Source organism: Providencia rettgeri, assembly GCF_001874625.1.
GTDB classification, from domain to species: domain Bacteria; phylum Pseudomonadota; class Gammaproteobacteria; order Enterobacterales; family Enterobacteriaceae; genus Providencia; species Providencia huashanensis.
Map to the genome: position 1 here is coordinate 3,038,898 of NZ_CP017671.1, position 22,386 is coordinate 3,061,283.

Consider the following 22,386-nt stretch of genomic DNA (forward strand, 5'->3'; position numbering starts at 1 on the left):
GAAAAAGCCCATGCATCCGATGCTTAACATCGCCATACGTGCCGCACGTAAGGCCGGTAATCACATAGCTAAAAACTATGAAATGCCTAGTAATATCAAAGTGACTCAAAAAGGCGCTAACGATTTTGTCACTAACGTTGATCAAGAATCTGAGCAGTTGATTATTGAAATCATCCGTAAGTCATATCCTGATCATACTATTATCACTGAAGAAAGCGGTGAGTTATTAGGTAAAGATAACGATATTCAATGGGTAATCGATCCACTGGATGGCACGACTAACTTCACAAAACGCCTTCCCCATTTTTCTGTTTCTATCGCTGTGCGCGTTAAAGGCCGTACTGAGGTTGCCGTTGTTTATGACCCAATGCGTAATGAACTGTTCAGCGCAGTTCGTGGTCAAGGCGCGCAACTTAATGGTTACCGCATTCGTATCGATGAAAAACGTGGCCTTGACGGAGCTATTGTCGCAACTGGCTTCCCTTTCAAACAAAAGCAACATGCTCCTGCCTATATGAAAATTATGACGGCTATGTTTGATAAATGTGCTGATTTTCGCCGCACAGGCTCCGCAGCGTTAGATTTATGCTATGTCGCATCAGGCCGTGTTGATGCATTCTTCGAAATTGGTTTAAAACCTTGGGATTTCTTAGGTGGCAAGCTGATCATGCGTGAAGCAGGCGGTATTGTGACTGATTTTGTCGGTGGCCATAACTATTTAGCTTCAGGTAACTTGGTTGCTGGTAGCCCACGAGTGGTTAAAGATATATTATCCGTTATGAAAGACGAATTATCAGAAGCCCTTAAACGCTAATTACCCCCCGTTTGAAAAAAGCCCACAACAAGTTACAGTTCAAGCTGTCTTAAGTGGGCATTTTTTTGCATGTAATTTAACGAATGCGACTTAAAATAAAATAACCCCTTTAATTAACTCACGATTATTAATAACATCTTTCTCATAGCGCTCACCAATGGTATTAAAATCAAATTGATGAGTTAACATCATCTCACTTGTTAGCTTACCTTCCGACATCAACTTCGCTACTTTATTGAAATCTTCAAGCGTTGCATTACGGCTTCCCATCATTGTGGTTTCTTTCTTATGAAAATCGGGATCTGAAAAAGATAAATTGCCTTTAAACAAGCCAACAAATACCACTATCCCACCGTGGCGAATTAAATTAACGGCGCTATTCATCGCATGCGGGTTCCCCGTCGCATCAATGACTTTTTCCGCTAACTGCCCTTGGAAATTTTCTTCAATGACAGATAAATACATTTCATCCGCTGGGTCACAGGTTGTGACTCCCAGCACCTTTTCTACGTGCTGGCGCCTTGCTGCACTGGTATCTGCAACTAACACGTTAGCACCATCTGCTTTAGCAATAGCAGCAACACCTAAACCAATTGGCCCTGCGCCCACGACCAAAACCGTATCTTGAGATTTCACTTGCGCACGCCTTACCGCGTGAGCACTAATAGAAAATGGCTCAATTAACGCCCCATCAATATCACTAACAGTATCGGCGATTGCCAATACATTATTCTCTGGGACATTTAAATACTCACAAAACCCCCCATCTTCATGTACACCTATAACTGAGATTTTTTCGCAGCAATTCGTTTTACCACTTTTACAAGCTCCACATTCGTAGCAAGCAACATAAGGCATTACCGCAACACGTTGCCCTACTTTCCACTGAGTTACATCAGAAGCGACTTCACAAATGGTCCCCGAAATCTCATGCCCTAATACGCGAGGATATTGGAAAAAAGGTTGATTTCCTCCCCATGCATGAATATCTGTGCCACAAATTCCAATAGCATGGATTTTAATTTTTACCTGACCGGCTTTGACCACTGGCTCTTCAACTTGCTGATAGACTAGCTTTTTAGGTTCCTGACAAATCAATTGCTTCATATCATCCTCCATCAATTTATCTGTCTTTTTTAATTTAAAAAACATAATCTAGATATTAAACAAGCAGATTTTGTGATTAAATGTTTTAAAATCGGTTTTAAATCGGTTTTTTAAGAATAAAAATCAATTAGAGGGACCTCAAAATGGTGAGAAGTAAAAATTTGCGCTACGCTTCTATTAATGAATTTTTAGATGCTATTCATAAAAATTTGTTAACTTCGCCTTTTCCTTCTCAATCTTCCTTAGCGGAAATGTTTAATATCAGTCGTACAACTGTCAGGCACACGATTGAATATTTACTAGAGAAAAAAATTGTTGAAAAACAAGGTAATGAATATCACGTTATTCGATACCCAAACAAAACTGATTTCTTCCCAGTTGAATCAAGCCTGCCAGATCAGCAAATTGTGTTATTCGAAAAAGCGTTTTACCAAATGATTAAACGCAAAGAACTGATGCCTGGGGATACTTTTACAGAGTTACAACTCGCCAAGAAAAGCCATGTTAACTCCAGTGTGGTTAGGGAATTTTTGGTTGAATTTTCTCGATATGGGTTAATTAAAAATACCCATAGAGGCAACTGGCACATGATGAAATTTTCTCGCGAATATGCAGAGAAACTCTTTGAATTTAGGGAGTTGCTTGAAACAAATGCACTTACGCATTTTTTAAATTTACCCGCGGATGACCACCGTTGGATTTTAGCCAAAGAATTATTACTTAAACATAGGGCATTGCGCGAAACAGTCACGATTAATTATCGTGATTTTTCCCAGTTAGACTATGAATTACATAGCCTTATTTTATCGGGAGCCAACAATCCCTTTTTTAACCAATCACTTGAAATTATTACTGTTATATTCCACTTCCAATACCAGTGGGATGAGTCAGACTTAAAAGAAAGAAACGTCCTTGCTATCGAAGAACACATGACTATTTTAAGTGCTTTAATTAGCCGTAATGATATTGTCGCGATGAATGAACTTCGTCACCATTTAGATACTGCTAAACGGACTATGATCAATTCGATACAACAGACATATGAATAACCCTATTCAATCCAAGCGCTTGATTAAAAACTAATTGAGCGCCCTATGACTTACTATTATTATTCCCTCCTCCACGTTTAACCTGAATTTTTCACTAAAAAAACAATAGAATCATAAAAAACCAATCATCCTCACTTACCCAAAAAATAATATATTTCTTAATTATCATATAATTATATAAAAAATAATAATAACCACCATTTTAACAAAGATAAAAACCATGTTTTTAATTGATAAAAAACACATTAAAAACACCAAAAAGCCATTGACCCCACAAAATTGATGCAATTAATAGTCCGTAAAAAAAAATACTTCTAGTCTGAACCCACACCAGATGAATAATACACATAATAACTCGAGGAATAGTCATGGATAATTACCTGAATCGGCAATCAATGGCTAATAAGCAGTACCCAGAAAAAATTCTTCAGTTTGGGGAAGGTAACTTTTTACGAGCATTTATTGACTGGATGGTTGATCAACTGAATGAAAAAACAGACTTTAATAGCGGCATAACAATTGTCAGGCCGATTGATTCAACACACCCGTCAATCAATGAGCAAGATGGTTTATATACCGCCATCACCAGGGGAATCAACGAACAACAACAAAGTGTTTCAAATGTCAGGATCATCAATTCCGTTAATCGCGAAATTCTTATTTATTCTGAATATGATAAATTTTTAAGTTGTGCGGAAAACCCAGACTTACAGTGGGTTTTTTCCAATACGACCGAAGCGGGTATTGTTTATAAACAAGATGTTTGCTTGGACGATAGGCCTGCAAGTAGTTTTCCTGCAAAATTGACTCAATTTCTTTTCCACCGTTATCAGCATTTCAATGGTGATAAAAGCAAAGGATTGATAATCATCCCTTGTGAATTAATCGATTATAATGGTGAAAAATTAAAAGAATTTATCAATAAACACGCAGAGGACTGGAATCTACCTAATGATTTCATCATGTGGCTGAATAACCACAATACCTTTTGCTCTACGTTAGTTGATAGAATAGTGACAGGTTATCCTAAAAATGAAATCGGTAAATTAGAAAAAGAGTTAGGTTATAAAGATAAGTTTTTAGTTACCGCTGAATATTTTTATCTATTTGTTATTCAAGGACCAAAAGAATTAGAGAAAAAACTGAAATTAAATGAATTGCCATTAAACATAAAGATTGTCGATGACATTAAACCTTACAAAGAGCGTAAAGTCGCTATCTTGAATGGCGCACATACCTCAATGGTACCTGTCGCTTATTTAGCAGGAATTAAAACTGTACGTGAGGCCACATCTAACCCCATTTTATTATCCTTCACTAAGGATTTAATCGGTAACGAAGTGATCCCTGTGTTATCTCAAGACCCTACGGAGTTAAATGCTTTCGCATCCGCAGTTATCGACCGTTTTAACAACCCATTTATAGAGCATGAATTACTCTCTATCGCTCTTAATTCATTAACCAAGTTTAAAACTCGGCTATTACCTCAATTAATCTCTTATTCTAACCAATACAATCAAATCCCTTATTGCATTGCATTCTCACTCGCGGCATTGATTGTTTTTTATCGCGGGCAGTTTAATCAATTATCAATCCCATTGAATGATGATGATTATTTGCTCAAACGTTTTAAAGAATGGGATAGCCTCTATGATTCGGATACAAGGCAGTTAACCCAAAATGTCTTAGCAATGTCTGATTTATGGGGCTTAAATCTCAATGAAATTCCACAATTACAGGAAGATGTTTGCCAAAAAATAAATGCTATTCTGCATAATGGCACTGAATCCACTTTACGTGAAAGATATAAAAAAACTATTTAAAACAATAAATCCCCCTACAGGAGATACTTTTATGAAACTGAGCACATTGAACGGGAAGAAAATTCTTAGCTTAACACTCAGCACTATGATTTTAATGGGCAGTATGGCTGGTTCAGCTTTTGCTGATGCTAAATATAAATTAAAAGTTGCCTACGAAAATAATCCAGGCGAACCTTTTGACTTAGCAATCCATGAATGGGCAAAAAAATTCAATGAAAAAACAAACGGTGAAGGTGAATTAATCCCTTACCCAAGTTCACAATTAGGTTCTAAGAAAGATGTCATAGAACAAATGAAATTAGGTAGCCCATTAATTACTCTCGCTGATGGCGCTTTCTTCTCTGACTATGTCCCTGACTACGGCATTATGTTTGGTCCTTATTTAGGCCTTTCCTATCAGGATATTTTTAAATTAAATGCTTCACCTTGGTATGGCAATTTAGAACAGCAGTTGGATAAAAAAGGCCTGCATGTTGTATCTAAAGATTGGTTATATGGGTCACGTCATATTCTCGCGAATAAAATGATAAAAACGCCGGATGACTTAAAAGGTTTAAAAATCCGTGTACCAAATAATAAGATCCAAATTAAAGGCTTAGAAGCGATGGGAGCAACTCCAACACCATTACCTTTAGCTGAAGTTTATACCGCACTTAACCTTAAAATTATTGACGGCGCAGAAAACCCAATTCCTGTTTTATATGGCCAAAAACACCATGAAGCAGCGAAATTTCTTATCCTAACGGGCCATGTAGAAAACGTCACTAACTTAGTCATGGGAAGCAAAACCTACAGTAAATTACCTGAAAATATTCAACAAGCTTTGGTTGAATCAGGAAATGAAGCAGGCCAATATTTAACTGAATTAGTTCTAAAAGAAGAAAAAGAAATTATTGAAAAAATGAAGAATGAAGGGGTTACCGTCGTTGAAGTTGACCGTGAGCTTTTCAAAGAAAAATCTAAGCCATTCTATAATGAATTCCCAGAGTGGTCTGCAAATTTATACCAGCAAACACAAGATATTATTAATAATTAACCATCATGATTGGCGGTATATTCCGCCAGTCTTTTCACAATAATAAGGTTAGCTATTATTCTTGCAAGGATCTTCTATGTTTAAATTTCTGGGGAAATTAAGTGATATTGTATCATCACTCGCCGTCGCAGCGATTGTGATGATCACTATTCTTGCTGTGTTCATGCGTTGGCTTCTTAATGACCCTTTAATGTGGAGTGAAGAAGTTTTAATTATTTGCTACATCTGGCTTGTCATGATCGGTGCCGCTTCGGCCGCAGGTAAAAGAATGCATGTCAGTATTGATGCCATCACCTCTTTATTTCCTGAAAAAATACAGTTAGTTATCGCAGTATTCACCCATATTATGGCTATCATTGCTTTATCAATTTTCGGTTACCTTGGATACGAACTGTCTATTATTGCAGAAGATAAGATAACCCCAATTATTGGTGTTTCTTATTATTACATCGACCTCTCTGTTCCTATTGGTGCATCCATCATGGTGTTATTTTCAATTCAACATTTGTTGGAAGATATGAGCAAATTAATTAAAGGGGATAAACCATGTCAGTAGTTATCGCCTGTATTGTATTAATTTTCTGTTTTTTAATTAACGTCCCTATATTCTTAAGTGTATTAATCGCTTTACTCACTTATTTCTTTTCTGTTGGTGATATTTCTCCATTAATCGCCGTACAGAGAATTATTGGTGCAGGGGAAAACGTAACTTTACTAGCTATTCCTTTTTTATTTTATTAGGAAATTTATTAAATTACACTGGAATAACCAGTCGAATGCTAAAATTCACTGGCACTTTATCCGGCCACTACCCTGGAGGTCTTGCTCAATCAAACGTATTGTTAAGCACCATGATGGGTGGGCTCTCAGCATCTAACCTTGCAGACTGTGCAATGCTGTCTAAAATGCTAGTGCCTGAAATGACGAAATTAGGCTATGGAAGGAGTTTTTCAGCTGCTGTGACAGCCGCTGGTTCACTCATAACCCCAATTATTCCCCCTGGGATAGCCCTTATTATTTATGGGTTTGTTGCTGACGTTTCCATTGGCAAAATGTTTATGGCTGCAATTATTCCTGGCCTTATGTGCTGCCTTGCCTTAATGGTTACTATTTATTTGATTGCCAAGAGACGTGGCTATAAACCAGCGAGAGAAAAAGGACCGACTTGGTCAGAGGTATACCAAACCGGTAAAGGCGCAATGTCAGCTTTCTTGTTGGTTCTTGTGATCATTGGTGGAATTAGGTTTGGTATTTTTACCCCAACAGAAGCTGGTGCAATTGCTGTACTTTATGTCATCGTTATTGGTACCTTCTTTTATCGCGAAATGAAGTTAAAAGATATCGCCGCTTCGTTTCTCGAAACAGCTCGTTCAACCGCGAGTATTATGCTAATCATCATGACATGTTCCGCATTAGCATGGGTATTGACGAATGAGCAAGTGGCACAAGATGTCGCGCGAATGATGACCAATTTTTCTGACAATCCTTATGTATTTTTAATGATAGTCAATGCGGTTCTGTTAATTCTAGGCATGTTCATTGAAGGTAATGCCGCGATTATTGTGCTCGTTCCTCTATTAATGCCAACGGTGAAATTACTCGGTATCGACCCAATCCACTTTGGTATTGTGATGATATTGAATTTGGCTATTGGTTGTTTAACGCCACCAATGGGAACAGTGATGTTTGTCGCGACGTCTATCACAGGTGTGCGTATTGCTGACTTTATTCGTGAAGTATTACCGTTATTCTTCGCATTAATTGTTGTTTTATTACTAGTGACATTTATGCCTGTATTTACAACATTCTTACCAAGCTTATAAAAATAATACTAACTTTAGATGGCAAGTAGCTCAGAAAGCTACTTGCCCATTTTAACTAAGTGTTTTTATTTAAATTAATATAAATGAAATGCAGCAAGAATACGCATATTCACTTCACTACTTGACAACAGACTCCCTCGTAACAATTCACCATTACGGCTGAGCAACAATTTTGGGTCGAATAAATATGGCAGGAATAGCAAGAAGAGCCATTAAATAGAAAACCACACCATGATGGGCTGGAACGCGCTCATAAATATAACCAACAATAATGGTAAGCACAGCTAACCCACCACCGGTGGCTAGGGCAGAATACACCCCTTGTAACGGAATGATTTCATTTTCTTTACGCGCACTAATAAAACGCATCGCGGCTAAATGGCAAACCGTAAAGGTACCACTGTGCAGTATTTGTATAATGATTAATACTGGTAAACTGGTAAATGCCCCCATTAAGCCCCAGCGAATCACCCCACAAAATGCAGATAAGAGTAATAGATTACGAGCACTCCAACGCCTAAATAAACGGTGGCTCAACATAAAAACTATCACTTCTGCGACAACACCCAGTGACCACAAATTACCTATTACTAAATCTGAATAGCCCGCTTCTTTCCAAAATAGGGACGCAAACCCATAATAAGCTGCATGTGCACCTTGCAGCAGCGTTACGCAAACTAAAAACTTCACGATGTTCTTATCTGCAATTAATTGCTTAAAGGAAAGCTTATCATCGCCCTCTACTTTGACAGCTCCAGTCGGCATGATAGCGGGTTTTAACATTGACCCTAGCAATAATGCTAAGCAACTTATAATCAAAGCAACCATAATGGACTGATGACCCCAGACTCCCGCCAAATAGCCCATTAAAGATGAGCCGATAATAAATGCGATAGAGCCCCAAACACGGATTTTGCCATAATCGAATGAAAATTGTTTTTGCCAAGTGCCAGCCAACGAATCCCCTAATGGAACCATTGGTGCAAAGAACAAGTTAAACCCTATCATCACAAATAATAACCATGCCCAATGGGAACCAAAAGCAAAACCAACAGAGAAAATTAATGAGAGACCTGCTAGCAGTCGTAGTGCCATGATGAGTTTTGAGGGCTCTTTAACGGAAGGAGTAATAAACATTGCACCTAGGAAGCGAGCTGTTAGCCCGACACCGAGTAAAACCCCTATCATTTCTGCATCAATACCCTCGCCCTGTAGCCACACAGACCAAAATGGTAAAAAAATACTATACGCAAAAAAATAGGTAAAATAGTCAATAGCTAACCAACGTGTTGATGGAATGACCATCACCCCTCCCTTTTTTCAATGCAAAAAACCCGCTCATACAAACATGTAGAAGCGGGTTTAGGTAATTAAATATTGTTTATATTATGCGTAAACTGGGTATTTTTTGCAGATTGTTAATACTTTTTGTTTCACGCTTTCAATGGTCGCTTCGTCATTGAGGTTGTCTAGAATATCACACATCCAGCCAGCTAGCTCACCTGCTTCCGCTTCTTTAAAACCACGACGTGTAATTGCTGGAGAACCAATACGTACACCAGACGTTACGAATGGGCTTTTCGGGTCGTTTGGTACGCTGTTTTTGTTAACAGTGATATTAGCGCGGCCAAGAGCTGCATCAGCATCTTTACCAGTAATACCTTTATCAACTAAATCAACTAAGAATAAGTGGTTTTCAGTTCCACCAGACACAACTTTATAGCCACGTTTTTGGAAAACGTCGACCATGGCTTTCGCATTTTTCGCCACTTGCTGCTGGTAAACTTTGAACTCTGGCTCCATAGCTTCTTTCAACGCAACCGCTTTACCTGCAATCACATGCATTAAAGGGCCACCTTGAGAACCTGGGAATACCGCAGAGTTGATTTTTTGTACATCTCTTCGTCGCCACCTTTAGCAAGGATCAAACCACCGCGAGGGCCTGCTAAAGTTTTATGGGTCGTTGTTGTGACAACATGAGCGTGAGGAACTGGGTTTGGATAAACACCAGCTGCAATAAGACCTGCAACGTGAGCCATATCAACAAACAGATAAGCACCAATGCTATCTGCAATTTCACGCATTTTAGCCCAATCAACCACACCTGAATATGCAGAGAAACCACCGATAATCATTTTAGGTTGATGTTTTACTGCTTGCGCTTTGATATCGTCGTAGTCAATTTTACCGCTCTCATCAATACCATAAGGAACGATATTATATAACTTACCCGAGAAATTAACTGGCGAACCATGCGTCAAATGCCCACCGTGTGCAAGGTTCATACCTAACACTGTATCGCCCGGTTGTAATAAAGCCATGTAAACAGCAGCGTTTGCTTGTGAACCAGAATGCGGCTGTACGTTTGCGTAATCAGCGCCAAATAATTCTTTTGCACGGTCAATCGCTAATTGCTCAACGACGTCAACGTACTCACAACCGCCGTAATAGCGTTTACCTGGGTAGCCTTCTGCATATTTATTGGTTAGCTGAGAACCTTGAGCCTGCATGACTCGTGGACTGGTATAGTTTTCAGAAGCAATTAATTCAATGTGTTCTTCTTGACGTTGTACTTCTTGCTCCATTGCTTCCCATAGTTTTGGATCATAGTCTGCAATATTCATTTCACGCTTTAACATTCGCTTCTCCTGCCTCAGCAATTCAATAGGTTGAAAATCGATTCATCGCAATAACACACAGTGTAAACTCTTTTTCTCTGTTGAGATAGCCCTAAAGAAAAAATATACGCAAACGATTGCATTAATTTTTTTCACTTCATTTGCTTCTTAAGGCTTCACTATAAAATAGCCCAAATTTTATTTTTTGACGCAGAGATCGCTGAATTTGCAAGCCCCTTCTCATTATGTGTTTATTTCAGTCATATTTTCCACGTTTGAGTATTTACTTGTTACCTTAAATATTATAAGTTGTATTTAAAATACATGTTTATAAATAAACTTTGTGTCTCTCAAATAAAAGTACGTTTATTACGGTGAAATAACGCTATCTAAATGAAAATATGCAATATATTTTCAAGTAGCTGAAAAATACATCATCGCGATGAACACTAAGGGAACATGAAAATAATTCAGGAGCACCTGTATGTTAGATAGCCAAACCATTGCCATTGTCAAATCAACTATCCCTGCCATTGCTGAGACAGGCCCCAAACTTACCGCCCATTTTTATGACAGAATGTTTAAACAACATCCTGAACTAAAAGATATTTTCAATATGACTCACCAAATGAATGGTGACCAACGCGAAGCCCTATTCAATGCTATTTGCGCTTATGCCGTCCATATTGAAACACCTGAAGCACTGGTTTCTGCCGTGGAAAAAATCGCACAAAAACACGTGAGTTTAAATATCAAACCGGAGCACTACCCAATTGTTGGGGAAAACTTACTGGCAGCTATCGATGAATTACTTAACCCAGGTCAAGAAGTGCTTGATGCATGGGGAAGAGCTTATGGTGTATTAGCGGATATTTTCATTGGTCGTGAAGCCGCAATTTACCAAGAAAACTCAGATAAAACGGGGGGATGGGAAGGCCTACGGGAATTTAAACTAAAACAAAAACAGCCACAAAGTGATGTCATCACCAGTTTTGAATTTGTCCCTGTCGATGGCAAACCCGTCGCAAATTACCGCGCAGGGCAATATATTACAATCTATGTAAATAGTGATGATTTTGAAAACCAAGAAATTCGCCAATATTCATTAACTACTGCACCTAATGGTCATAGCTATCGTATCGCCGTAAAACGCGAAGACCAAGGCGCTGTTTCTAATTTCTTACACCAGCAATTAAATGAAGGTGATAGCGTATTATTGGCCCCTCCTTGTGGTGATTTCTTTATCGATGTTGATAACCAAACCCCTGTCACGTTAATTTCTGCAGGTGTAGGTTTAACCCCGATGTTAAGTATGCTTAACCACCTCACAGAACAAGGGCACGATGCACAAGTTAATTGGTTACATGCGGCTGAAAATGGGGCTGTTCATGCTTTTAGCCATGAAATACAACAACTGATGGCAAAACAAAAAGCGGGGCAATCTGCCATTTGGTTTAATCAACCTCGTACAACTGATCGGGCTGGCTTTGATTATCAATTCCAAGGTTTAATGGACTTAGAGCAAGTTCGTGAATGGATTGAGCAACCAAACATGCAGTTTTACTTCTGCGGCCCAGTCGGTTTTATGCAACATGTTGGTAAACAGTTGGTTTCAATGGGGATTGATGCCAATGCTATTCACTATGAATGTTTTGGCCCACATAAGGTTCTGCCACTCAACTAATTGATAAAAAAATGCTCTTCTCGTGAGAAGAGCATTTCTTGAGATGCATTAACGCATTAAAATTGCTTTAATCACGTTTTAAAGCTCAAGCGGCTTAGTTTTCTCGCAATTTAGCGGTAACGGGTTCATCTAACAAATACACTGTTTTAATCCCATTCCTGTGTATTTTCCGTTACCGCTTTTTCCTTCTATGTTTAAATCGCTTCTTCGTCCTGTTCACCCGTACGGATGCGGATCACCCGGGCAACGTCATAAACAAAGATTTTACCATCACCAATTTTACCGGTTTGCGCGGTTTGCATAATGGTTTCGACGCAGTTTTCGACTATATCGTCCGGAACTACAATTTCAATTTTTACTTTAGGGAGGAAATCGACCATATATTCTGCACCGCGATACAGCTCGGTATGCCCTTTTTGGCGACCAAAGCCTTTCACTTCAGTAACAGTCATCCCAGTTATTCCTACTTCAGCCAGAGCTTCACGAACATCATCAAGTTTAAATGGCTTTATAATTGCATCAATTTTTTTCATAAATAGTCCCTGTTATGACCAGTTTTTACGGCCAAAACCTGAGGTGATCGGATAACGGCGATCTTTCCCAAAATTACGCATGGTAATACGCGGCCCAATAGGAGCTTGACGGCGTTTATATTCGTTAATATCAACAAGGCGTACAACTTTACGCACCATGTCTTTATCAAAACCTAACTTAATTAAATCATTAACGGAGAGATCTTTTTCGACATAACCTTCAAGTATCGCATCCAAAACGTCATAAGGCGGTAGGCTGTCTTGGTCTAACTGGCCTGGAGCAAGTTCCGCAGAAGGAGGCCTATCAATGACACGTTGAGGGATAGCTGGCGATATTGTATTACGATATTTAGCTAACTCAAAGACGAGGGTTTTAGGCACATCTTTTAATACATCAAATCCCCCAGCCATATCGCCATATAATGTTGAATAGCCCACGGCCGATTCACTTTTGTTACTTGTGGTCAACACTAAACGACGGCGTTTATTAGACATTGCCATTAGAATAACAGCTCGGCAACGTGCTTGTAGGTTTTCTTCTGTTGTATCAGCTGCTGTACCTTCAAACATAGGTGCTAATTGTGCCATGAATGCATCAAACATTGGCTCAATAGAAACAATATCAAATTCAACTCCGAGCAGCTCAGCTTGTTCTTTGGCATCATGGATGCTCATTTCAGAAGTATAGCGGAAAGGCATCATCACTGCCTGTACATGCTCTTTACCTATTGCATCTACGGCAATAGCAACAGTCAGCCCTGAGTCTATTCCTCCAGACAACCCTAAAATGGCACCGTTGAAGCCATTTTTAGTGATGTAATCACGTGTTGCCAATACCAACGCTTGGTAAACTTGAGCCACTGAGTTCGTTTCTTCTTGAGCCCCACCATCAGTCACCAATACCAAATCTTCAAAATGGACTGTCGCTACTTGTTCTTCAAACTCAGCCAACTGGTATACTTGTTTACCTTTATTCGCCAATACCTTAGAACCGCCATCGAATACTAGTTCATCTTGACCACCGACTTGGTTGAGATAGACGATAGGCATATTAGTACGTTGGCAATGATCGACCAGCAAGTCACTACGAATATGTTCTTTGTGAATATCATAAGGTGAAGCATTTATCGTGAGTAATAACTCAGCACCGGCGCCTTTAACGGCATCCACTGGCTCGTCATACCAAATATCTTCACAAATCAATAACCCAATGCGATAACCTTTAAATTCGACTACGCAGGTTTTTTCATCAGCCGTGAAATAACGAGGCTCATCAAATACACCATAATTTGGCAGTTCTTGTTTAAAATAACGTGCGTGTAATTTGCCTTGGTAAAAAAATGATAACGCATTATAGATTTCATCGTTTTCATACCATGGGTGACCGACGATAATTGCTGTAGCAGAACTGGCTTTTTGTAGGCGTTCAAGTTGTACGAGGCAACGGTCTTCAAAATCACCACGGAAAATCAAATCCTCCGGAGGATACCCAGTCAGTGATAACTCTGAAAACATAACGATATCAGTGTGACCTGCTTGTTCTTTTACAACTTGCAGCATGCGTTCACAATTGCCTTCAATATCACCGACTAGCCAGTTAAGTTGTGCTAGCGAAATGTTAAGCTTACGGCTCATAAGGTGTTTTTTCTCCCGAAGCATGAATATGGATTGCTCTATTGCACATAATTTGTTCGATAAAATTCATGCGGTCAATAATTTTCATTTATTCTTTAAAATCATTGGCTTCTAAATCATGACGACCAAGTAATTTATAAAATTCTGTACGATTTCTCCCTGCCATTCTAGCAGCTTGAGTCACATTCCCCTTCGTCATTTGTAATAACTTACGCAAGTAATTTAGTTCAAACTGATTACGCGCTTCAACAAAAGTCGGGAGGGCCGTATTTTCCCCTTGCAGAGCCTGACTGACAAGCGCTTCACTAATAACAGGAGACGTGGTGAGTGCAACACATTGTTCAATGACGTTGACTAGCTGACGCACATTTCCTGGCCAACTCGCGGTAATAAGGCATTTCATCGCATCACTGGAAAAACTGCGTACAAACGGTTTATGGCGAGATGCTGACTCACGTAATAAATGATTAGCTAATAATGGGATATCTTCAGAGCGTTCATTCAATGCAGGAATACGTAGATTAACTACATTCAAGCGGTAATAAAGGTCTTCTCTAAACTCATTTTTTTCCATCGCTTTCGGTAAGTCACGATGAGTGGCAGATAAAATTCGTACATCAATATCTAAATCACGGTTACTTCCTAAGGGGCGTACTTTGCGCTCTTGCAACACTCGCAATAATTTGACTTGCAATGGCATTGGCATATCACCAATTTCATCCAAAAATAAGGTCCCACCACTAGCAGCGAAAAATAACCCCTCACGATTACTCACCGCGCCTGTAAATGCACCTTTAGCATGGCCAAAAAGTTCAGACTCTAATAATTGCTCAGGTAATGCGCCACAGTTAATCGCAATAAATGGCTTACGAGCACGAGGGCTTGCTTTATGGATTGCTTGAGCCAATACTTCTTTACCTGTACCACTTTGCCCATTAATTAATACGCTTACATCTGACTGAGCAACCATATGGGCTTGCTCTAGTAAACGGATCATTAAAGGGCTGCGAGTCACAATACCAGAGCTCCATTCCTCATCACTTATTGGGGTTGATGAAAGCGCAAGAGCTTCGTCGATGGCTTTATATAGTGCATCTTTATCAACAGGTTTAGTTAAGAAACTAAATACCCCTCGTTGTGTAGCCGCAACAGCATCAGGAATAGAGCCGTGTGCCGTTAATATAATAACGGGCATATTCGGATGGGCTTTTTGAATTTCATCAAATAACGCCATGCCATCCATTTCATCCATTCGTAAATCGCTGATCACTAAATCTAATTTTTCTTTTTGTAATATTTTTAGTGCTTCAGGCCCGCTTTCTGCCGTAATGACTTTAAAACCTTCACTACTTAAACGCATTCCGAGTAGTTTAAGTAGACTTGGGTCGTCATCCACTAACAGTAAATTTGCCGATTTACGGTTTGTCATTAGGTTCATTCTCCGATGAAGGCTGTTCTACAGATGAGCCCGATGTGTTACTTGGCTGCTGGCTCTCTGAAGATGTAGGTTTTTCCCCTTCTACTGCATTCTCGACTTCTTTTTCTGTTTCATTAGTACTTTTTTTGCGTGAAGAAAGTTGGCGTTCAATATCCGTTAAGTTTTCTAATTTTCGCGCAGTCGTGTTCAATTCAAAAGCCAGCTTGGCATTGTCTTCCTTTAGGCGGTCGAGTTTACTGTCCATTTCTTGCTGCAAACGCTTATAACGCGAACCTGCATCAGAAAGGTTAATAATTTGCACTTGTTGTTCACGCCATAGCTGCAATAAGGGGCGTACCCCTGTTGGAAAACTCAAACTATAGGTATTAATGCTATCAAGCATTTTTCGCCTTTCAGCAATGCTGGGGTCTGCTGAATTTAATAAGATATTTTGTTGAAATGCCGTCGACCAATCCGTCACCGTTATTTGATTAGCATCAGTTCGAGCCTGAGTCATATCAACCCTATCAGCACAATCCATCATACGTAACCAAAACAAGGCGTTTTCACGAGCTGCTAGCTGGTCATTATCCCAAATAGTTTCACAAGATGCATAGCGATAGTCAGTCACTTTAACTTCAGGTACAACAACTTGTGACAGTGTTTCAAGGGGGGATTGCCCATCTTTCGTAACACAACCTGTTAAAAAAAGGCCAAATAAAACCACCCCAATATGTGTAGTTGTACGTCTCATCACGTAACTAACCACCTGCTTTTGTTTATTAAACGCGACTTTATTACAAAGTACGGTTAAAAGTTCTGTAGACCGATTTACCATTATTCATTCTCTGCTGTTAGAGGCAGTTCAATTCTAAAACAAACATCTGCTGATTTATGAGGCACCAAGGAGAGCTCTCCCCCCATTTGTTTGATGCAATCCTGTGCAATACTTAGCCCTAATCCACTTCCTTTAACAGCACCTTTTCTTTGTAATGAACCTTGATAAAAAGGCTCAAATATCATGCTTTTTTCAGAATCTGGGATTGGAGTACCTGTATTAGCAACTTCAATCAGAAGTTTATTGTCTATCCTACGACTAGAAACCCAAATATTACCTGATTCGCTGCCATAGTGCACCGCATTGGAGTAGATATTATCGATTACACGCCCAAGAAGTGTCGGTTCTGCTAAGCAACTTTCAACTTTTAGACGCACGTCCGTTTTAATATTTTTCGCTCTCGCCGGTAAATTATGTGCATTTACAATATCGTCAATCAGCTTTTGCAAATCGACTAATTGTGCTTCAGGTGGGTTATCTACCAATTTGCGATTATAATCAAGAAGTTGTTCAATAAGTTGCTGAAGGTGCTTACTGCTATGATCTAAGATTTCGACAACTTCCCTTTGGGAGACCGTTAATGGCCCAGCAACCTCATCCGCAAGAAGCTCTGTTCCCTCTCGCATACTGGCTAAAGGCGTTTTTAATTCATGTGAAATATGACGCAAAAATTCATGGCGTTGAGATTCAAGCCATGCCAAACGTTCGCTCAACCAGATGATCCGCTGAGCAATAGTACGCAGCTCTCGAGGGCCTTTAAAGCGTTCTATATTGCTCGCCAAGGTTCGACCAGTACCGAGGCGGTTAATCATTCGCTCAATAACCATCACCGGACCAATAATCATCCTTGTGAATAAAGTGACCAGTAATGCGCTCAATAAAAAGAGGATTAAACTTTGCCAACCAAATAATTGCCCTTTATTGGCAATTGCTTTTTGTAATTGCTCTCCACGACTAAAAATCACATTTCTTGTTTCTTGAATTAAAAGTGCATTTTCAGCGGAAAATTGTTCCAATGCTTGAACAACTTTCTGGGTTGGTTCGTTATTTTCACAAGTAACTGCTTTAAGTTGCCCTAATATTTTAGACAGGTTAGAGGTATCTGAGTCTTTCGGTAAAATCGTCTTTTGGCGCTCAAGCATCTGTTCATAGTCAACAAATTGCTTTTGATACTGTGTCTGTAGTGTCGCATCTTGTAAAACACAATATTGCCGATAACTACGCTCCATTTCCAAGGCGAGACTACTCATGACCTCACTGCGCCTTGCGTCAAGCAATGTGGTCTTATTGATATCGGCTGCTTGATTACTCAGTTGCTCTAAGCTTTGGTAAGCCTGATAAGCTAACACTAAGAGTGGTAATAATACCAACCAGAATGCCATAACAACCAATTGGCGCAAGGAGCGCGGGAAAAAACGCCATTTACTCAATGCATTCATCTCATACTCATTAAACGTTTTTTAATGGTAACAGAACTCTTTGTAGGACGGGTAGTTGAATCACAATTCTGTATACCGCAATGTTGAAATCAGACTAAGTGTATAATGTGATAGCAATCAACATGCCAACCTCTCTAAATAAAGGTCGGGGCTTTTTAGCCACGCATATCTATTGATAAATAAATAGCAAAAGCGCATTTCAACAACCAATCACTTAAGATGATCTTTGGGGAAACTACACTGAGATAGCAACACAGCGGTTCGATAGATTGGGGGAGATAAACAGGAAGGCGGGATAGAGTATTGGACTCTACCCCGCCAGCGATGGATTACTTCTTTTATATGACTATGTCTTTACAATAAAGATAATCATATAGGTGGTGCCTCACTCAACGTGTCGCCCTGTGTTTGATAAGGCCCGAAGGCGAGTATCTGTGCTGTTGGACGGTAGGCACCTTACTTTGGCGTCATTCTTGCTTTATGTGGTATGTACCCAACTAATTATGGACCTACATAATAAATTGAATGAGCAACTGAGTATTATTATGCACAAGCCATGCCAACTTTTCAAGAAAACACTCATCACTTTGAATAATAACAAAAAATATATTAAATCATTCTTTTGCGGGATTTAAGTACACAAAAATAGTGTTCTCCATTCATCGTATTGTCGCTAATTTAAGACACTCTAGCACCAAAAATAAAATAACCTTAAATATCAACAAGATAAGTGTCTCCATTTGGCGACAGTGGCAATACTGGTCTGTCGTTAATTTTATACACCCCGTATTAGAGGGGGAAAAACCTAGTTAACCCTATTGATATTTCAGTTAAGTTACATTAAATATATTTATATTTTATGTGTGAAATAAAATATTGACTCTAATTTGACAATCCATAACAAAGCAGATAATCAAAAAAATAATTACTTATAATACATTAAGATAAGAAATTCTCGCATTTTCTTTTTATATGGTTTGCTTTTTCCGCAAAGTAATATAATACTTAAAAAGAACAAATCAATTGACCTTTTTTTAAACAATAATAGGATGTCAAATGAAAGACTCTTCAACGGTAACTAACAAACCAGATGACCTCAGTGCTGGCGTATACGTTTTACAGCAAACAATTGGTTTCATGTTTCAAGCTGCATTACGTGCAGCTGCAAAACTTAATTTAGCTGAACACTTAGAGAGTGGCCCCAAAACGTCAGAGCAGCTAGCACAAGAACTCGGTTGCAGAGAAAGAACAATTCGCCAAATACTGCGCCTGCTTGCCAGCCACCGGATTTTTACCTCTCTAGGTGACTCGCGTTTTGCCTTAAACCCTGAAGCCGAATTTCTAAAGGCTGATCATCCATTTTCATTACGCCAAGCGATACTCATGGTAACAGACCAAACATTTTGGATGCCGTCTTATCAATTAAGTGATATCGCATTAAAAAAACCGGTATTTGAAGATTTATTTGGCGGTAGTTTCTTTGAATATTGGGAGAAAAATGCCAACTTACCCGACAACTTCCATAATGGTATGTCATCATTTTCAGCGATAGAAAATAACTCTGTAGTTAGGCATTATGATTTCAATGAAAATATTGTTGTAGCTGATATTGCGGGTGGCTTTGGTGGTTTACTTCTCGAAGTACTGAAAAACAACCCAACAGTTCAAGGTATTCTATTTGATAGGGAACATGTTTTAGAAAATAATATCTTACACTTATTAGAAGATGACTCTCGTTGGGAAACTTGCCCCGGTTCTTTCTTTGAAAAATGCCCAGAAGCCGATATATTTTTACTTAAGTATATCAGCCATGACTGGCCAGATGACAAAGTTGTTGAGATCCTAAAAACTATCCGCCGTGCCATGAAGCAATCATCTAAATTACTCTTGATCGATTGTGTTATTGGTGATGATGACAAACCCTATTTTGGCAAAGAATTGGATTTACTCTGTATCAACCTTTCCGCGGATGGCGGCGGGCATACAAAAGCAGAGTTTGAAGCGCTATTTGCCAAGTCTGGGTTAAAACTTAACCGAATCATAGACACGGATACCCACGTTTATATCATTGAAGTATTGCCTGTTTAATCATCTAAGTAAGGGCTAACTCTTCAGGTAATAAAGCATTAAGCCTTAGTTTTATTACCTTGTACGATTAAGTCATTGCCTATTGTGGGCTCGCCTTTCCTCCTCCTTTTATACTCTGCTTTTCTGATGAATATCAGAATTCTAAATGATGTTTATAGATTATCCTTTCCCATCTTGATATAAGACTGAGTAACACACTACACATTAAAATAATAAAGCCAAATGATAAAAATCGCCTTAATTGATGACCATATTGTTGTACGGTCTGGGTTCGCTCAATTGCTTACCTTAGAAAGTGATATTTCAGTGGTTGGGCAATATGCAAATGCCCAAGAAGCTTGGCCAAACCTAATTAACCTTGATATAGATGTGGCCATTATGGACATTTCTATGCCTGATGAAAACGGCTTGCAATTACTCACGCGTCTACGCCAGAAAAAGCCCGACTTCCGTACAATTATTTTAAGTATTTATGACACGCCGGCTTTTGTTCAAAGTGCGTTAGATGCGGGGGCTAGCGCTTATTTAACGAAACGCTGCGGACCAGAAGAATTAGTCCAAGCTGTTCGTTCTGTCCATCAGGGAGGTTGCTACCTATGTTCAGATGCCATGAGAGCTTTACGCCATTCACCGCAGCAACAAAAAGGAATTCAAGAGCTTACCCCTCGTGAACGCGAAGTATTTGATTTATTAGTATCAGGGTTAAGCGTTAAGGTCATAGCTGAACAACTCGAATTGAGCCATAAAACTGTTCATGTGCACCGTGCTAATGTACTCGGTAAATTACAGTGTGAAAATACCATCGATCTGGTTCATTATGCATTAGAACACAACCTGATTTCTCGATAATTTATGATGAATAAAAGCCTGCGATTAACACTGCAATCCACATTTCTACTTTTTACCTATTCATTATTGTGGGTTGGGTTGTGGATCATCGGTTTTTATTTGAGCCAAAATAGTTTTCAAGCAACATTATTTCTTCCTCAAGGGTTAAGACTCGCTTTAATGATCATCCTTTGGCGACGCTATTGGCCAACACTGCTACTCAGTGAAGGAATACTCAATCTTTGGCTATCAGAAGAACAATTACTGTTTCAACCTATTTTATTACTCTCTCCATTGCTCAGCCTTGGAGTCGCTTTTATTATTCAAGATATCTGGTGGCGATACACTTTATATTGGCAACGTTTATTACTGTTGCTCGCCGGTGTGGCTGCAAATAGCATTCTGCATGCGTTATTATTTGGTTGGTTATCCCCCTATTCCGTTAGCCAGTTATTTTTAACGACATTCACTGGCGGAATTTTGCTATCCCCATTTGTTTACCTAATTTATGAATATCTACACGAACAGCACTACCAAATGTTACTTGACTATGGGACTCCTGATAAGCAATTACGTACTTCATTGATTGTCTGGTGCTTTTTGTTTTGTGTTGTCGGTTTAAGCGCTCAAGTCTTTTTTGCGCCTGAAATAGAGCGTTTAATTGTCCTACTGGTATTTATTCCTAATGTTTTTATGGCCTATCGCTATGGCTGGCAAGGTGGAGTACTTTCCGCTCTATTAGGGAGTTTAATTATTACTTTTGCTCGGCAATTCCACGGTGCCTTCGCTGATTTAGAAGAGCTAGAGATGTTCTTAAGTACCCAAGCCCTTATTGGTATTGGATTAGGGATTGCCATTAGCCGTCAAAAACAACTTGCTAGCAATTTACAACGTTACCGCCAACGTTTAGAACAAGAGCTAAAAGCTCGTCGTGATTTAATGCGCCAATTAGTCCATACCGAAGAAGATATTAAAAAAGCGATTGCCCGTGAGTTACACGATGAAATCGGCCAAAATATTACCGCCATCCAAATTCAATCAATGTTAGTCAAAAAAACTGCCGCTGATCCACTTGGCCAGCAAGCAGCGAGCCAAATTAATGAACTCGCGCAGCAAATTCACCAGTCTACACGGCAATTGTTGCGCCAGTTACGCCCGCCCGTGCTAGAAGAAATGTCCTTGGAAAAAGCGCTTAAACACTTAATTGCTGAGTTTTCCTTCCCTGAAAGGAATATTCAATGCCATTTTCATTACGGTTTACAAGAAACACCAATAAACGAAACGGTTTTATTTACACTATATCGGCTAGTCCAAGAGTTACTTAACAATATCAGTAAGCATGCGAAAGCCACTCAAATCCATATATCACTTGAACAAGTAAATGACCAGATCCAGCTTATCGTTGATGATAATGGCGTTGGTATTCCTTTTAGTAAACGAACCAGCGGCTTTGGTTTACGTGGTATTGAAGAACGAGTCAGAGCCTTAGGCGGTGATTGGACGTTAACTACCCAAAATGGAACGAAAATAAGTGTTAACTTGCCCACATTTTGAGATAAAACATCGCAAAACTAGGAATTATTCCTACCCCTCTAATACCTTCTCTCATCCTTTTTGTTAAAAACTTGATTACATTTGCCAAACAAGAGAAACA

The 22,386-nt window shown here is 39.2% G+C and carries 18 protein-coding genes and 1 pseudogene; 11 read left to right on the plus strand and 8 right to left on the minus strand.

Features of this window, described 5'->3' with window-relative positions:
* Positions 1-10 precede the first annotated feature (10 nt).
* On the plus strand, positions 11-814 hold the full coding sequence (suhB, locus tag RB151_RS13965) for an inositol-1-monophosphatase (protein WP_042844648.1): 804 nt from the start codon (positions 11-13) through the stop codon (positions 812-814).
* A 90-nt stretch (positions 815-904) separates the two neighbouring features.
* Here suhB and RB151_RS13970 read toward each other — a convergent pair whose 3' ends face one another.
* Positions 905-1,921 (minus strand): zinc-binding alcohol dehydrogenase family protein, encoded by a 1,017-nt coding sequence (locus RB151_RS13970; RefSeq protein ID WP_048607851.1) that lies wholly within the window; start codon positions 1,919-1,921, stop codon positions 905-907.
* 143 nt (positions 1,922-2,064) lie between these two features.
* Between RB151_RS13970 and RB151_RS13975 the strand changes: the two genes are divergently transcribed.
* The 6 genes from RB151_RS13975 (at position 2,065) to RB151_RS13995 (ending at position 7,652) form a co-directional block, all read left to right on the plus strand.
* Positions 2,065-2,970 carry a GntR family transcriptional regulator gene (locus RB151_RS13975; RefSeq protein ID WP_042844651.1) on the plus strand — a complete coding sequence of 302 codons (906 nt, stop codon included), beginning with the start codon at positions 2,065-2,067 and terminating at the stop codon, positions 2,968-2,970.
* 368 nt (positions 2,971-3,338) lie between these two features.
* Positions 3,339-4,793 carry a tagaturonate reductase gene (locus RB151_RS13980; protein WP_048607853.1) on the plus strand — a complete coding sequence of 485 codons (1,455 nt, stop codon included), beginning with the start codon at positions 3,339-3,341 and terminating at the stop codon, positions 4,791-4,793.
* A 31-nt stretch (positions 4,794-4,824) separates the two neighbouring features.
* The gene (locus RB151_RS13985) at positions 4,825-5,829 is read left to right on the plus strand and encodes a C4-dicarboxylate TRAP transporter substrate-binding protein (RefSeq protein ID WP_071548209.1); all 1,005 of its coding nucleotides are present in this window, start codon (positions 4,825-4,827) and stop codon (positions 5,827-5,829) included.
* 76 nt (positions 5,830-5,905) lie between these two features.
* Positions 5,906-6,385, plus strand: coding sequence for a TRAP transporter small permease (locus RB151_RS13990; protein WP_048607855.1), 480 nt, complete (start codon positions 5,906-5,908; stop codon positions 6,383-6,385).
* Positions 6,376-6,570, plus strand: a complete 195-nt coding sequence (locus tag RB151_RS24625) for a hypothetical protein (protein WP_423810730.1) — start codon at positions 6,376-6,378, stop codon at positions 6,568-6,570. Before RB151_RS13990 ends, RB151_RS24625 begins: the two co-directional genes overlap by 10 nt.
* Before the next feature lie 23 nt (positions 6,571-6,593).
* Positions 6,594-7,652 carry a TRAP transporter large permease gene (locus RB151_RS13995; RefSeq protein WP_423810737.1) on the plus strand — a complete coding sequence of 353 codons (1,059 nt, stop codon included), beginning with the start codon at positions 6,594-6,596 and terminating at the stop codon, positions 7,650-7,652.
* A gap of 153 nt (positions 7,653-7,805) precedes the next feature.
* On the opposite strand, the gene RB151_RS14000 is transcribed toward RB151_RS13995, so the two are convergent.
* Together RB151_RS14000 and glyA are read right to left on the minus strand one after the other, a co-directional pair.
* Positions 7,806-8,957 carry a 3-phenylpropionate MFS transporter gene (locus RB151_RS14000; RefSeq protein WP_071548210.1) on the minus strand — a complete coding sequence of 384 codons (1,152 nt, stop codon included), beginning with the start codon at positions 8,955-8,957 and terminating at the stop codon, positions 7,806-7,808.
* Between the two features lie 81 nt (positions 8,958-9,038).
* Positions 9,039-10,291: pseudogene (glyA, locus tag RB151_RS14005) on the minus strand (serine hydroxymethyltransferase).
* A 463-nt stretch (positions 10,292-10,754) separates the two neighbouring features.
* Here glyA and hmpA point away from each other — a divergent pair.
* Positions 10,755-11,954 carry an NO-inducible flavohemoprotein gene (gene hmpA / locus RB151_RS14010; protein WP_071548211.1) on the plus strand — a complete coding sequence of 400 codons (1,200 nt, stop codon included), beginning with the start codon at positions 10,755-10,757 and terminating at the stop codon, positions 11,952-11,954.
* Positions 11,955-12,148: 194 nt separating this feature from the next.
* On the opposite strand, the gene glnB is transcribed toward hmpA, so the two are convergent.
* From glnB to RB151_RS14035, 5 genes are all read right to left on the minus strand, one after another.
* A complete protein-coding gene (gene glnB / locus RB151_RS14015) occupies positions 12,149-12,487 on the minus strand; it encodes a nitrogen regulatory protein P-II (RefSeq protein WP_004912721.1) in 339 nt (112 codons plus the stop codon).
* A 12-nt stretch (positions 12,488-12,499) separates the two neighbouring features.
* Complete coding sequence (locus RB151_RS14020; protein WP_071548212.1) at positions 12,500-14,122, minus strand: NAD+ synthase; 1,623 nt, start codon at positions 14,120-14,122, stop codon at positions 12,500-12,502.
* 88 nt (positions 14,123-14,210) lie between these two features.
* Entirely contained in the window at positions 14,211-15,551 is a 1,341-nt protein-coding gene (gene glrR, locus RB151_RS14025) for a two-component system response regulator GlrR (protein WP_042844663.1), read from the minus strand.
* A complete protein-coding gene (qseG, locus tag RB151_RS14030; RefSeq protein WP_071548855.1) occupies positions 15,538-16,293 on the minus strand; it encodes a two-component system QseEF-associated lipoprotein QseG in 756 nt (251 codons plus the stop codon). The genes glrR and qseG overlap by 14 nt, the downstream gene beginning before the upstream one ends.
* An 83-nt stretch (positions 16,294-16,376) precedes the next feature.
* Positions 16,377-17,816, minus strand: coding sequence for a sensor histidine kinase (locus RB151_RS14035; protein WP_071548213.1), 1,440 nt, complete (start codon positions 17,814-17,816; stop codon positions 16,377-16,379).
* 1,056 nt (positions 17,817-18,872) lie between these two features.
* On the opposite strand from RB151_RS14035, the gene RB151_RS14040 reads away from it, so the two are divergent.
* The 3 genes from RB151_RS14040 to RB151_RS14050 all read left to right on the plus strand — a co-directional run bounded on the left by RB151_RS14040 (position 18,873) and on the right by RB151_RS14050 (position 22,286).
* Positions 18,873-19,904 (plus strand): methyltransferase, encoded by a 1,032-nt coding sequence (locus RB151_RS14040; RefSeq protein WP_042844666.1) that lies wholly within the window; start codon positions 18,873-18,875, stop codon positions 19,902-19,904.
* 222 nt (positions 19,905-20,126) lie between these two features.
* Entirely contained in the window at positions 20,127-20,753 is a 627-nt protein-coding gene (locus tag RB151_RS14045) for a response regulator transcription factor (protein ID WP_042844669.1), read from the plus strand.
* A gap of 6 nt (positions 20,754-20,759) precedes the next feature.
* Positions 20,760-22,286, plus strand: a complete 1,527-nt coding sequence (locus RB151_RS14050) for an MASE1 domain-containing sensor histidine kinase (protein WP_042845368.1) — start codon at positions 20,760-20,762, stop codon at positions 22,284-22,286.
* The last annotated feature ends 100 nt before the right edge of the window (positions 22,287-22,386 follow it).

Excerpts from the sequence above, each read along its gene's own strand:
- suhB (WP_042844648.1), top strand. The coding sequence starts at position 11 with ATGCATCCGATGCTTAACATCGCCATACGTGCCGCACGTAAGGCCGGT.
- RB151_RS13970 (WP_048607851.1), bottom strand. The coding sequence starts at position 1,921 with ATGAAGCAATTGATTTGTCAGGAACCTAAAAAGCTAGTCTATCAGCAA.
- RB151_RS13975 (WP_042844651.1), top strand. The coding sequence starts at position 2,065 with ATGGTGAGAAGTAAAAATTTGCGCTACGCTTCTATTAATGAATTTTTA.
- RB151_RS13980 (WP_048607853.1), top strand. The coding sequence starts at position 3,339 with ATGGATAATTACCTGAATCGGCAATCAATGGCTAATAAGCAGTACCCA.
- RB151_RS13985 (WP_071548209.1), top strand. The coding sequence starts at position 4,825 with ATGAAACTGAGCACATTGAACGGGAAGAAAATTCTTAGCTTAACACTC.
- RB151_RS13990 (WP_048607855.1), top strand. The coding sequence starts at position 5,906 with ATGTTTAAATTTCTGGGGAAATTAAGTGATATTGTATCATCACTCGCC.
- RB151_RS24625 (WP_423810730.1), top strand. The coding sequence starts at position 6,376 with ATGTCAGTAGTTATCGCCTGTATTGTATTAATTTTCTGTTTTTTAATT.
- RB151_RS14000 (WP_071548210.1), bottom strand. The coding sequence starts at position 8,957 with ATGGTCATTCCATCAACACGTTGGTTAGCTATTGACTATTTTACCTAT.
- hmpA (WP_071548211.1), top strand. The coding sequence starts at position 10,755 with ATGTTAGATAGCCAAACCATTGCCATTGTCAAATCAACTATCCCTGCC.
- glnB (WP_004912721.1), bottom strand. The coding sequence starts at position 12,487 with ATGAAAAAAATTGATGCAATTATAAAGCCATTTAAACTTGATGATGTT.
- RB151_RS14020 (WP_071548212.1), bottom strand. The coding sequence starts at position 14,122 with ATGAGCCGTAAGCTTAACATTTCGCTAGCACAACTTAACTGGCTAGTC.
- glrR (WP_042844663.1), bottom strand. The coding sequence starts at position 15,551 with ATGACAAACCGTAAATCGGCAAATTTACTGTTAGTGGATGACGACCCA.
- qseG (WP_071548855.1), bottom strand. The coding sequence starts at position 16,293 with ATGAGACGTACAACTACACATATTGGGGTGGTTTTATTTGGCCTTTTT.
- RB151_RS14035 (WP_071548213.1), bottom strand. The coding sequence starts at position 17,816 with ATGAATGCATTGAGTAAATGGCGTTTTTTCCCGCGCTCCTTGCGCCAA.
- RB151_RS14040 (WP_042844666.1), top strand. The coding sequence starts at position 18,873 with ATGAAAGACTCTTCAACGGTAACTAACAAACCAGATGACCTCAGTGCT.
- RB151_RS14045 (WP_042844669.1), top strand. The coding sequence starts at position 20,127 with ATGATAAAAATCGCCTTAATTGATGACCATATTGTTGTACGGTCTGGG.
- RB151_RS14050 (WP_042845368.1), top strand. The coding sequence starts at position 20,760 with ATGAATAAAAGCCTGCGATTAACACTGCAATCCACATTTCTACTTTTT.